Genomic DNA, 11962 nt, shown 5'->3' with positions numbered 1-11962 from the left:
CCGCAATGGCACGTGCTCGCCATTCCTGGCATATCGGTCGGACGATCTCACCACAATGGATCGCGGCGAGAGGAAAGTAGCAGCAGCCTCGCGTGCGCGGACAAGTTTCGGGGGCCGGATAACGGCTGTGCGGGCCAGCTCGAATTGCTTCTGGGGCGGGCTAGGGGAGCCTAGGGGTTTCTCTGTTTCGCGGTGCCGACAAGGGTTGCTGCCAGCAGAAATTGCGCCCCTGTCGAGTCCCGGAGGGCGGTCGTGCCGAACACCACGAAGGAATCCACGAGCATCGCGTCCCGGGTGGCCGAGGCGACGCGCCGCAGCGACCGGCTCAATCCCCTGATCGGGTCGGTGCTGCGGCCCCTCGCCGACCGGGACGCCGAGGCGGCGCGGCTGGACCGTGCCTCGGCCGACGGCGAGCCACGGGGTCCGCTGCACGGCATGCTCCTCGGCGTCAAGGACGTCATCGCCACCGCCGACGGCCCGACGACCGGGCAGAGCCGGGTCCACGACCCGGACTGGTGGGCGGGCCGGGACGCCCCGGTGGTACGCCGGCTGCGCGCCGCCGGCGCGATCGTGGTCGGCAAGACCACGCTGGCCGAGCACGCGTTGTCCCGGCCCGAGCCCGACGACGGGTTCCCGGTGCCGCGTAACCCGTGGGACCTGGACCGGTGGACCGGGGGTTCCAGCTCGGGCAGCGCCAACGGGGTGGCGGCCGGCCTCTTCGACGCCGGCATCGGCACCGACTGCAACGGCAGCATCCGCATCCCCGCCGCGATGTGTGGGGTCACCGGCCTGAAACCCACGTACGGCCTGGTGTCCACGCGTGGCTGCCACCCGCTGAGCCGCTCGACCGACACCGTCGGCCCGCAGGCCCGGGACGTCCGCGACTGCGCCGCACTGCTGGCCGTCCTGGCCGGTCGTGACGCAGGGCCGCGCTGGCGGGACGACCTCACCGGCGTACGGATCGGGGTGCCGGCGGACCTGCTCGACCTGGCCGGCCTGAGCGACGGCTGCCGGGCAGCCTTCGACGCGTCCCTCGACCGGCTCCGCGCCTGCGGCGCCACCGTGGTCGGCGTGGCGGTCCCGGTGCCGGACGCCTTCGCCCTGTTCGCGGCGCAGATCCTCACCGTGGTGGTGGAGGCGTTCGAGGTGCACGGCAGCGCCCTGCGCGACCGCTGGGACTCGTACGGCCGGCCGTTCCGTCGGACCGCGGTCCTCGGCGGGCTGATCCGGGGTGAGACGTACGTGCGGGCGCAGCGCGTCCGGCAGCAGGGTGCGCACCGGCTGGCCGACCACCTGACCGAGGTCGACGCGATCGCCACCCCCACCTGGCCGACCGTCGCACCCCGCTTCGACGATCCCGAGGGCATGCAGCAGGTCTCTCCGCTGCCGACGATCTGGAGCGCCGTCGGCTTCCCCGCGGTCGCCCTACCGAACGGGGTCGACGCCGCCGGGCTGCCGTACTCGCTGCAACTGGCCGGCGCACCCGGCAACGACTTCGGGCTCGCCGCCATCGCCGACGTCTACCAGCGCAGCACGTCCTGGCACCTGCGCGGGCCGGCCGACCCCGTGCGGCCGGTCGACGGACCGGCCGCGCCCCGGCCGCCCGGCGGTGCCGACGCGATGATCGACGAGGGCCTGGGCCGCGCCCTCCGCGACCTCGGTGTCCCGGTCACCGACGACGAGTGCGGCCAACTGGCCGGCACCTGGGCCCGGATGGGCGCGCTCGTGCAACTGCTCCCCGAGGTGCCGGCCGACGTGGCACCGCTCGCGTCGGCACCGCGATGACCGCCGGCGGGCGGCTGCGGCTCCCGGACGGCGCGGAGCTGCACCACGAGTCCCGGGGGCCGCGGGACGCGCCGACCGTGGTGTTCGTCAACAGCCACTTCATGCGTGGATCGTCGTGGTGGGACTTCACCGGCGAGCTCACCCACCGGTTCCGGGTGGTCACGTACGACCTGCGCGACCAGGGCGCCTCCGCATCCGCCGAGGGAGAGCTGACCCTCGCCACCCACGTCGACGACCTGCGGCACCTCGTCGACGCGCTCGGGGGGCCGGTGCACCTGGTCGGCACGTCGGTGTCGACGCTGATCTGCCGGGACTTCGCCGTCGCCCACCCCGACGCGGTGGCCGGGATGGTGTTGGTCGGTCCGGTGTTCAACCCGTTCGGTGGCCGGCGCCGCGCCCAGCTCACGCGGTCCTGGCTGCGCTCGCTCGAACTGGGCGGCCCGCGCGCGTTGTTCGACCATCTCTACCCGCTGCTGTACGCGGAGCGGACGGTGGAGGTGGGCGGTGCGGCGACCTACCTGGCGCTACGGGAGCGCTTCCTGGCCCACAACACGGCCGCCGGCCTGGCCCGTTCGCTGCGCGCCTCGCTGGGCGGCGACGACGGATGGGCGGTGCTGACCCGGGTCGTCTGCCCGGTCTCCCTGGTCGTCGGCGGGTCTGACTTCTTCAGCAGCCCGGCCAGCGTGGCGGAACTGGCCCGGCTGATGCCGGACGCCCGGTCGGTGGTCCTGCCCACCGCCGGCCACCTCGCGTACGTCGAGGCACCCGCCGAGTTCGCGGACCTGGTCGCCCGCTTCGTGTCCGAGGTCGAGGCGGCCCGCGCGATCCCGATCGGTGCCCCGTGACGGCACCGGTACGCGACGTGCTGCGGGCCGCCGCGCAGGCCCGGCCGGACAAGGTCGCCGTCACCGACGGCGCCGGCAGCTCCTACACGTACGCCGAACTGGACCGCGCGGTGGCCGCCGGGGCGCGCTGGCTTCGACGTGCGGTGAGCCGGCCCCCGTTGCTGCTGGTCCCCGGCGGCGGGCCCGACGACGTGGTGGCGATCTACGCCGCGATCACCGCCGGCGTCGTGCCGCTGATCGCCGACAAGACCTGGACCAGCGCCGAGTGCCGGAAGGTCGCCTCGGTGGCCCGCGCCGGTCACGCTCTGGTCACCACCGGCTCCGCCCTCGCCGCCGACGCGGCGGCGGCCTCGCCATGGCCGACGCTGCGCTGGTGCGCGTTGGAATCGGCCGGTCCCCCCGCCGAGGTGGACGACGTGGCGTTCGGCCGCTTCACCAGCGGCACCACCGGCCTGCCGCGCAGCCTCGGCTTCACCCAGCGGGCCAGCGTGACGGCGGCCCGGTCCTGGGCGGCGGCCAGCGGCCTGACCGAGGACGACGTGGTGCTGTGCCTGGCCACCCTCAACAACGGGCTGGCCTTCAACACCTCGCTGCTGAGCGTTTTCGACGCCGGGGGCACCCTGGCCCTGCACCCGGGACGGCCGATGCCGTCGTCGGTGGCGCGGTCGGTGCAGCGCACCCGGCCGACCGTGCTGACCGCGTTCCCGTACGCGTTCGACACCCTGGTCCGCTCCCGGGCGCGCGCGATGGTGGGCCTGCGCCTCGCGGTCAGCTCCGCCGCGCCGCTGTCCGCGGAGACCGCGCAGGCGTGGCGGGCGCAGATCGGCGCGCCGATCTGCGACTACTACGGTCTCGCCGAGGTCGGCCCGGTCACCTTCAACGACGGCGCGGTCCCGGGCAGCGTCGGCGTTCCGCTGCCCGGGGTACGGGTGGCGATCGACGCGCCGGCCGGGGCGGCCGAGGGGCGGGTGCTGGTGCGTACCGGCTCGATGGCGTCGCGCTACCTCGACGGGCTGGCGCCGCCACTGGCGGAGAGCCTGGACCCGGAGGGCTTCCTGCGGACCCGGGACCTGGGCCGGTTCGACGGTGGTCGCCTGCACCTGGTGGGCCGGCTCACCGGCGTGGTCAACGTCGCCGGCCGAAAGATCGACCCGACCGAGGTGGCGGGCGTCCTGCGCCGGCTGCCCGGGGTCAGCGACGTGGTCGTCCGGGGTGAGAGCACCGCCGGCGGGCAGGTTCTCGCCGCGTACGTCGAGGCCGCGGGGCTGGACCGGCGGACCGTCGTCGCGCACTGCCGCGAGCAACTCGCCGCGTACAAGCTGCCCGAGCGGTTGGTCATCGCCGGATCCCTGCCGCGTACCTCGGCCGGCAAGGTGAACGCGGCGGCCCTGTCCGAGTTGCGCGAAGGGGAACGACGTGGATGACATCATCGACCAGCTCATGGCGCTGGTCGTCGAGATCAGCTTCGGCGAGGCGGTGCCCGACCCGGCCCGGACCGGTTCCGGTTCGATCCGCGAGCTGGGCCTCAACTCGCTGCGCACCCTGAACTTCCTGGTGGCCGTGGAGGACACGTTCGGCATCGAGTGGGACGACGACCTGCCCGAGGAGGTGCTGGACGGCTTCACGGCAATGGCCCGGTACATCGCCGACCAGCGCGGTGCCCATGTCTAGCCTCGGCGTGGTGGGTGCCCGGGGCCGCCTGGGCCGGCGGGTGGTGGCCGCCGCCGAGGCGGCCGGGGTGCCGGTCGTGATGACCGCCGGCCAGGACGGCTGGGTCGGCCGGCCGCCCGATGTGCTGGTCGACGCCACGCCCGCCGCCGCGCTGCCGGACGTGATCGCGTACTGCCGCAGGCACCGCACGCCGCTGCTCAGCGCCGGCTCCGGCCTCGGGCCGGCCGACCGGGCCGGGTTGGCCACACTCGCCGCCGAGGTGCCGGTGCTGCGCGCGGAGAACCTGAGCATCGGCCACCACCTGCACGTCGAGGCGGTACGGCTGCTCGCCCCACTCTGGTCGGCCCTGCGGGCCCCGGACACCGGGGAGGTGACGGTGCTGGACCGCCACCCGTCGTACAAGGTGGACCGCCCCAGCGCCACGGCGCTCGCGTTGCGCGACTGCGTGACCGGTGCCGCCACCGCGCCGGTCGAGGTGGCGGTGGACTCGGTGCGGGCCGGCCTACCGGTGAGCGAGCACGAGGTCCGGCTGACGTTGCCGGACGAGGAAGTGGTGGTCGGCCACCGGGTCCGCGATTGGGCGGCGTACGGGGCGGTGGCGGTGCGGGCGGCGCGCTGGCTGGCCGCCCGGCCCCTCCCCGGCCGGTGGACGATCCACGACTTCTACCGGTCGCTGGCCGGAGCACCGCCGGTCGACCACCCGCCGGTCGACCACCCGCTTGTCGTCAGGGGGACGAGATGAGCGAGCCGCCGCCCCTCTCCGTTGCCGAGCGCCGGCTCACCGTCGCCCTGGCGTACGCCTCCCGGATGCTCTCCGACACCGGCCACGACGACTTCAACCAGGGGCAGGTCTCCGCCCGGATGCCGGGCAGCCAGCGGTTCCTCATCAAGGGCGCGCTGTGCGGCTTCAACGAGGCGGAGCCGAAGGACATGGTGCTCGCCCAGGTCGACCCGGACGCGCCCGCGCACCGGATGGCCCCACCGGAGCTGCCGCTGCACCAGGCCATCTACGCGGCCCGGCCGGACGTCAACGCGATCGTGCACAGCCACGCCCCGCACACCCTCGTGTTCGGAGCGCTGGAGGCCGAACTCGCGCCGCTCTCCCACGAGGGGGCGCTGTACTTCGAACAGGTGCCCCGGTTCACGGTCACCAGCAACACCATCCTCACGTACGAGGTCGGCAGCCTCGTCGCCAAGGCGCTCGGCCCGCACCCGGCGGCGTTCCTGCGCAACCACGGCGGCGTCGCGGTGGGGCGGTCGATCCGGCACGCCGCGGTCGGCGCCCAGGTACTCGAACGCTGCTGCCAACTGCACCTCATGGCGCTCTCCACCGGCCTGCCGTTCTCCGTCTCCACCAGCGAGGACGTGGACGCCAAGCGCACCTACATCTACAGCGACCTGGCCGTCCGCAGCTACTGGGACCACGCGGTCCGCCGGGTCCGGGCGACCTGCCCGGAGAGCGCGGGCTGGGATGCCTGACGTGCCGTCGGAGGCGGTACCGGCCGGGCTACTGCACCGGGTGCAGCAGCTCCAGCGGTTGAGCCACCCGGCCTCCACGGTGACCCGGCCGTGCCGGCGGGTGGCCGGCAGCCTCACCCCGCGGGCGGTCGCGCCGCCGCCGGGCGACGATCTCGACCGCTTCGCCGACCTGGCGTACGGGTACCGGACGACGCCGCGCGGCGTGGCCCGGCACGCCGCCTCGGCGGGGGCGATGTATCCGGTCGAGACGGTCTGGCTGGCCGGCGGCCCCGAGGGCTGGCGGTGGCGGCTGCACGTACCGGAGCGCCGGGGCTGCGTCGACGTCGGCGACGCGACGGCTGCCGCGACCGCCCTCGGGCTGCGTACCGGTCAGTGGGCGGTCGCCGTCGTCGCGGTCGCCTGGCGGACCGTGCAGCGGTACGGCGTGCGGGGCTATCGCTACTGCCTGCTCGACGCCGGCAACGTGCTGGGCAACATCGCCGCCCTTGCCGTGCACGCCGGGACGGCCGCGCGCCTGCCCGACCGGATGCCGCACGACGTGGTGCACGCCGATCTGGGCCTGACCGCCGACGAACTGCTGCTGGCCGTCGTGGTGCTCGACGCGGAAGCCGCGGCCGCCGCCCCGACCGGCCCGAGCCCCACGGTGGACGGCCTCGGGACCGGGTGGGTCGTCGAGCACCCGCCGCTGCTGAATCCCGCGCTGCACCGGGTGCGCCGGCTGCACGGGTTCGCCGAGCCGGCTGTCCAGCCGGCCGTGGACCTGGCCGAGCTGGTGCGCGTGCCGGGCGCCGACGCGCCGGGCGAGATCCGGCGGCGCCACTCGGCGCGGGCGTTCACCGGCACGCCGATGCCGTCCGGAGTCGCCCCGGCGATCGAGGCGCTGCAGCTGCGGCTGGCAGCGGCGGTGCGTCCGCCACTGCGGGACTGGCTTGCGCTGCGTTACGTCGCGCCTGCCGGTGAGGGCTGGCGGAGCCGCTGGTGGGATCCGTCCACCGGCACGTGGCGGGCGGCGGAGGTGCCGGCGCCGTCCCCGACGTGCCGCATCAGGATGTTCGGGCAGCAGCCGATCGCTGGCGCCGCCTCGGCGTTCCTGCTTGTTGGGATGACGCCGGACCGGTCCGACACCGGGCTGTCGGTGTACCGGCGGCTGCTGCTGGTGGCCGGGCTGGTCTGCGCCGAGGCGTACCGGATGGCGGTCCGCCTCGGCTGCGCCACCACCGTGCTCGGCGGGTTCGACGACGAGGCGGTGGCGGCGCTGGGCGGCGGGGGTTTCACGCCCCTGGTGGCGCAGGCGATCGGCGTGCCGGAGCCCGCCGCCGACCTGAAGAACGACACGGTGGCCGCCGGCTGGCTCAGCACCTCCTGACCGGGCCGGCCGCCTCGACGACCGGCCGCGCCCGGAGCGTCAGGCGGTGGCCGGGACGGCGATCTCGCGGCGAGCCGGGGGAACGGTGGTCGACAGCCAGTACGTCACCACCGGGTCCAGATAGTCGAGGTAGGACGGCGCCGGTCGACTCACCCCGAACGGGGCGCGGGCATGGCCGTCGCGCAGGTAGGGCCGATAGCTGGCGATCAGCCGGTCGAGCAGCCGCAGGTCGGGCACGCCGCGCGCGCCGTCCCGCCAGACGGTGAGCGAGCGGCGCAAGAAGTCGAACTGCCGCAGCCCCAGCACCGAGGCGGGACCGAGGGCCGCCGTCCCGCGCAGTGCCCGGTTCCGGTTGAGCGCCGCCACGACGCCGCTGACCAGCTCCGTCAGCGTCGGCGCGGCGTCACCGGCGGCGGCCACGACGTCGCGTGGCGTGGCGCCGGCCCGGACGTCGACCATCAGTCCCAGCAACTCGTCGGCGACCCAGTCCACGGGCACGATGTCGATCCGGTTGGCGGCCTCGCCGGGTACCACCGGCAGGTCGAAGCGCTCGATCGCGGCGATCAGCGGGTAGATCCCGTGGAACCGGGTGATCGCCCCGGTGCCGCTGTCGCCGACGACGAGGCTGCAGGAGAACACCGACGTGGCCAGGTCGGGGTAGTCGACACGCAGCATCCGCTCGGCCAGCGCCTTCGACTCCTCGTAGCTGTTCCGGTAGATCCAGTCGGTGGTGTGGGTGAAGGCGGAGGACACGTAGATCAGCCGGGCCCGCCGGGCGGTGGCCCGGGCCAGCTCCGACACGTTGCGGGTGGCCACGACGTTGGCCCGGACCGCCTCCGGCAGGGCCAACGTCCAGGCGGTGTTGGCTGCCGCGTGCACCACCAGGGCGCGTTCGCAGCCGCCCAGTTCGTCGGCGAGCCGACGGGTCGCGGTCTCGTCGGTGAGGTCACAGACCACGGCCCGCAGGATGGCGGTGAGCGCCGGGTCGGCGGTGGCGAGGAATCGGTCGCGCGAGCGTTCCCCGGAGAACACCCCGACCAGTTCGGCCGACCCGCCGAGGGCCGGCAGCCGGGCGGCCAGGGCCGTGCCGACGGCCCCGCCCAGCCCGGTGACCAGGATCCGTTCGTCGACGCCCGCCCCGGCCATGCCGGTGTGAGCGGTCACGAGGCACGCTCCAGCGCACCGCAGAGCCGCTGGAGGCCGGCGAGCATCCGCCGCGAGTTGGACTCGATGGCATGCACCCCGAGCGGGTCGAGCACCGGCGCGAGGGAGGGGATGCCGAGGTCGAAGTGCACGGTCAGTTCGATCAGCACCCCGGCGGGCGTCTCGGTCAGCAGCCAGTGCCCGCGGAACTCCTGGAGGTCGCCCTCGGTCTGCTCGAAGACGATCCGCCGGTACGGCTCGAAGACGTCCCGCTCCTCCCAGGTCATCTCGATGCCGTCGAGCAGAGTGCGCCAGGTGCTGAAGGCCAGCGCGTGGTCCTGCCGCCGTACGGTGACCTCCAGCACGTCGGGCATCACGCTGGGATAGTTCGGAAAGTCGGTGACGACGTTCCAGACCTGCTTGACGTCGGCATCGAAGATCTCGAGAGCGGCGTGGGCGGACGGCATATCGGCTCCTCTGGTGCGGGCAATGGGTGCGAAGGGCGAAACTCCGGGACGGTCGAGCTGGGCGGTGGCGGGCGGAGGTGACGCTCAGACGAGTTCCGGCGCGGCCGTCACGGCGGCCACCGCGGCGACGAACGCGGCCACCCCGGCGTCGAGGTCGTCCGGCTCGATCACCACCGGTGGGTAGACGCGCAGCACCTCGGGTCGGCTCAGGCAGAAGCTGACCAGCAGGTCGCGGCGGGCGGCCTCGACGAGCACCTGACCGGCGACGGCCGGATCGCTGAGCTCCACGCCGATCATCAGTCCCTCGCCGCGGATGTCGCGGACGTGCGCGTTGCCGCCCAGCCGGGTGCGCAGCGTCGCCCGTACCGCGTCGCCCATCAGCCGGACCCGCTCCAGCAGCACCGGGTCGCTCACCAGCTCGACCACGGTCGCGCCCACCGTGCCGGCGAGCGCGCCACCGGCGAAGGAGGAGGCGAACACCAGCGGGTCGGTCGCCGCCGGGCCGATGACCGGGCTCGCGTACAGGACGGCCGAGACCGGTACCAGCCCGCCGCCGAGGGCCTTGCCGACCAGGAGCAGGTCGGGTGGGCAGTCGTCGGCCGATCGCCAGCGCCGCCCGCAGCGCCCCAGCCCGGTCTGGATCTCGTCGAGCACCAGCGGCGTGCGGGTCGCGTCGCACCGCTCGCGCAGGGCGGCGAGGAACTCCGGCGCGACCGGTCGTACGCCGCCCTCGCCCTGTACCGGCTCGGCGAAGACAGCGGCGATCGGGCGGGTCTCCAGCAGTCGGCGGGCGGTGGCGATGTCCCCGGGCTCGACGAAGTGGACACGGTCCCGCAGGCCCCACCGCCCGAGGGACGCGGTCGCGTCGGACAGGCTCAGCGCGGCGACCGTCCGGCCGTGGTACGAGCGGGTGAGCGCGAGCAGTTCGTCCCGGCCGGTGGCGAGCGTGACCATCTTGATGGCCATCTCCACCGCTTCGGCGCCGGTGTTCGCCAGGATTCCCCGGTCCAGTCGTGGCGGGGTCGCGGCCAGCAGCCGCTCCACGCAGCGGGTCGCCGCCTCGTTGCCGAGGACCTTGCCGGACAGCCCCATCCGGTCGAGCTGGCTGACGGCGGCGGCGGTCACCACGGGGTGACGGTGGCCGAGCAGGTGCAGCCCGAAGGAGCCGAAGTCCAGCCAGCGTCGCCCCTCGGTGTCGCTGATCCAGGCGCCGTCGGCGCGTACCTCGCCGCCGAGCAGGCCGGTGAGGCGGCGCAGCAACGCGTCGGACGGGCCGTACGCCGCCGCGTACCGATCGAGGAAGGCGGTCACCGGTCGGCCCCGGCGGCGGGTGTCAGGTGCTCGGTCAGGTAGCCGGCCATCGCCTCGTCGGTGACCAGGCCGGGTACGGCGTCCGGCTCGATCTCGATGCCGAACTCCTCCTCCAGGCCGAGGATGACACGGAGGTGCCGGAGCGACGTCCATCCCTCGACGGTGTCCGGGCCGGCCACCGGGGGCAACGAGTCCGGGGAACGGTCGAAGACCTGGGCGACCACGTCGCGGACGCGCTGTCGGATCATGTGCGTTCCTTCTCGAAGGAGGTCGTGACGGCGACGCGCGGCGTCGCCGGGGGGCCGTCGCACGAGTGCACGGCGAGAGCTGCGCCGGCCGGCAGGGCCGTCGGCACGAGCCGGTTGGTACGCAGGGCGTGGTCGGCGTCGCGGAACGCCGGGTTGGCGCCCGGCAGCATGCCCGCGAACAGCGCGAAGACCGGGTCGAGGAGCTTCGTCTCGCCGTCGGTGTCCACCACCTCGACCCAGGCGTGCTCCATCTCCAGGCCGATCACCCAGCCGACGCGCGTGGTCGCGTCCAGTCCCGCCGACTGCAGCAGGTGCGCGAGGTGCAGGCTCGCCGACGCGCAGCTGGCGATCCCGTGGCTGCGGGCCAGTCGGACGTCGGCCTGGAGCGGGCCGGGCAGCTTCACCCAGCGCAGGCCGACATCGAGGAAGTGCCGTACGGCGTCTCGGGCCGCGGCCGACCGCAGCGGGGCCAGTTGCCCGGTCAGCCGCAGGCGGGCGGTCATCCGCAGGCCCGGAGGCGGCGTCCCGGCCGGCTGTTCGCCGCCGGGCCGGTGGCACATGTGAAGCGACTCGACGCTGCCCCCGTACACCTCGGGCCGGGGCCGGGTGATGTGGCTGCGGGCACCGGCGCCGCATTCCTGCGGTCCGCCGCAGGAGAGGTTGACATCCAGCCGGGCCGGCCGGCCCGCCACCAGGCGGTCGGTGCCGGCTCGCATCCAGCGCAGGGCCAACGCGAAGGTCCGTGCCACCACGGTGTCGTGCCCGACGCTGTGCAGGCCGAGGTTGAAGAGGTCGCGCGAGTCGAACCGGTCCCCGTCGGGGTGCCCGCTGGTGGGTAGCCCGTGCCGGACCAGGGCGGACAGCGTGGGCTCGTCGCAGGACAGCAGCGCCCGGGCCTCTGCCCGGCCCACGTCGCCCCACCGATGCTCGGGCGGTACCACGAACAGCGCGTCGAGGGCCTCGCGCAGCCCGGTGGCGGTCATCGCGGTGCCCGGCGATCGCGCCACATGGTGGTGACCTGCTTGCCGGTTCGCAGCCGCACCCGGTCCCGGACCCGCCAGCCGAGCAACTCCTTCACCTCGGCCATCTCGGTCGAGGTGGCCTCCAGGTAGCCGTCCTTGTCCAGCGCGTCGGTGCGTGCCGCGGCGGCGCGCATCAGGGCGTAGCCCGCGCCGATCGCGCCGGGCCGGGATCCGAGCATCCAGAAGTGCGCGTGCGGTTCGGTGGGGTGCCGCCGGTTCAGCTCGCTCACCACGCGGATGCTGCGCGTCACCGCCACCGGGCCGGCGAGCAGACAGGCGGCCCCGCGCGGGAGCCAGGCCCACCAGGGGAAGCCGCGTTCGCCGTCCGGGTAGACCAGGATCACGGCGTCCAGCCGTCCGTCCTGGAACGCGCCGAGCCGGATCGCGGATCGCCAGCGCGCGATCCGCAGCTCCGCCCGGTAGAGCGCGGCGAGCACGAGCCGCCGGTGCCACCTCCACCGTGGGCCGGTGGACTCCCAGATCGGATCCTGCATGAACGCCTCGGTGAGCACGCGGGCCGCGGCGCGTTCGTCCGCGCGCGTGACACCCCGTACGGTTGCGCGGTTCGCCGACTGCACCGCCATCCGGCCTCGACCTCCCCCTGACGCCGACCCGCACCATCGTG

The 11962-nt window shown here is 74.5% G+C and carries 13 protein-coding genes; 7 read left to right on the top strand and 6 right to left on the bottom strand.

Annotated elements, in window-relative coordinates; genetic code table 11:
- Positions 1–252: 252 nt before the first annotated feature.
- From O7615_RS11755 to O7615_RS11725, 7 genes are read left to right on the top strand one after another with little or no spacing between them, the layout of a single operon-like run.
- Positions 253–1785 carry an amidase gene (locus O7615_RS11755; RefSeq protein WP_278177487.1) on the top strand — a complete coding sequence of 511 codons (1533 nt, stop codon included), beginning with the start codon at positions 253–255 and terminating at the stop codon, positions 1783–1785.
- The gene (locus tag O7615_RS11750) at positions 1782–2630 is read left to right on the top strand and encodes an alpha/beta hydrolase (protein ID WP_278177486.1); all 849 of its coding nucleotides are present in this window, start codon (positions 1782–1784) and stop codon (positions 2628–2630) included. Before O7615_RS11755 ends, O7615_RS11750 begins: the two co-directional genes overlap by 4 nt.
- Positions 2627–4054, top strand: a complete 1428-nt coding sequence (locus O7615_RS11745; protein WP_278177485.1) for a class I adenylate-forming enzyme family protein — start codon at positions 2627–2629, stop codon at positions 4052–4054. The genes O7615_RS11750 and O7615_RS11745 overlap by 4 nt, the downstream gene beginning before the upstream one ends.
- Positions 4047–4301, top strand: coding sequence for an acyl carrier protein (locus tag O7615_RS11740; protein WP_278177484.1), 255 nt, complete (start codon positions 4047–4049; stop codon positions 4299–4301). Before O7615_RS11745 ends, O7615_RS11740 begins: the two co-directional genes overlap by 8 nt.
- Complete coding sequence (locus tag O7615_RS11735; protein WP_278177483.1) at positions 4294–5043, top strand: dihydrodipicolinate reductase C-terminal domain-containing protein; 750 nt, start codon at positions 4294–4296, stop codon at positions 5041–5043. Before O7615_RS11740 ends, O7615_RS11735 begins: the two co-directional genes overlap by 8 nt.
- Positions 5040–5780, top strand: a complete 741-nt coding sequence (locus O7615_RS11730) for a class II aldolase/adducin family protein (protein ID WP_278177482.1) — start codon at positions 5040–5042, stop codon at positions 5778–5780. Before O7615_RS11735 ends, O7615_RS11730 begins: the two co-directional genes overlap by 4 nt.
- Entirely contained in the window at positions 5773–7146 is a 1374-nt protein-coding gene (locus O7615_RS11725; RefSeq protein ID WP_278177480.1) for a hypothetical protein, read from the top strand. The genes O7615_RS11730 and O7615_RS11725 overlap by 8 nt, the downstream gene beginning before the upstream one ends.
- 39 nt (positions 7147–7185) lie before the next feature.
- Here the strand turns inward: O7615_RS11725 and O7615_RS11720 are convergent, their stop codons facing one another.
- The 6 genes from O7615_RS11720 to O7615_RS11695 all read right to left on the bottom strand — a co-directional run bounded on the left by O7615_RS11720 (position 7186) and on the right by O7615_RS11695 (position 11921).
- The gene (locus O7615_RS11720; protein WP_278177479.1) at positions 7186–8310 is read right to left on the bottom strand and encodes an SDR family oxidoreductase; all 1125 of its coding nucleotides are present in this window, start codon (positions 8308–8310) and stop codon (positions 7186–7188) included.
- On the bottom strand, positions 8307–8756 hold the full coding sequence (locus tag O7615_RS11715; protein WP_278177478.1) for an SRPBCC family protein: 450 nt from the start codon (positions 8754–8756) through the stop codon (positions 8307–8309). The genes O7615_RS11720 and O7615_RS11715 overlap by 4 nt, the downstream gene beginning before the upstream one ends.
- 84 nt (positions 8757–8840) lie before the next feature.
- Complete coding sequence (locus tag O7615_RS11710) at positions 8841–10067, bottom strand: aspartate aminotransferase family protein (protein ID WP_278177477.1); 1227 nt, start codon at positions 10065–10067, stop codon at positions 8841–8843.
- On the bottom strand, positions 10064–10315 hold the full coding sequence (locus O7615_RS11705) for an acyl carrier protein (protein ID WP_278177476.1): 252 nt from the start codon (positions 10313–10315) through the stop codon (positions 10064–10066). The genes O7615_RS11710 and O7615_RS11705 overlap by 4 nt, the downstream gene beginning before the upstream one ends.
- Entirely contained in the window at positions 10312–11322 is a 1011-nt protein-coding gene (locus O7615_RS11700; protein ID WP_278177475.1) for a hypothetical protein, read from the bottom strand. Before O7615_RS11700 ends, O7615_RS11705 begins: the two co-directional genes overlap by 4 nt.
- Positions 11295–11921 (bottom strand): hypothetical protein, encoded by a 627-nt coding sequence (locus O7615_RS11695; protein ID WP_278177474.1) that lies wholly within the window; start codon positions 11919–11921, stop codon positions 11295–11297. Before O7615_RS11695 ends, O7615_RS11700 begins: the two co-directional genes overlap by 28 nt.
- Positions 11922–11962: the final 41 nt, after the last annotated feature.

The organism is Micromonospora sp. WMMD1082, assembly GCF_029626175.1.
Lineage (GTDB): Bacteria > Actinomycetota > Actinomycetes > Mycobacteriales > Micromonosporaceae > Micromonospora.
The sequence above is the reverse complement of the archived record's forward strand: the minus strand, read 5'-3'. Positions and strand labels throughout refer to the sequence as shown.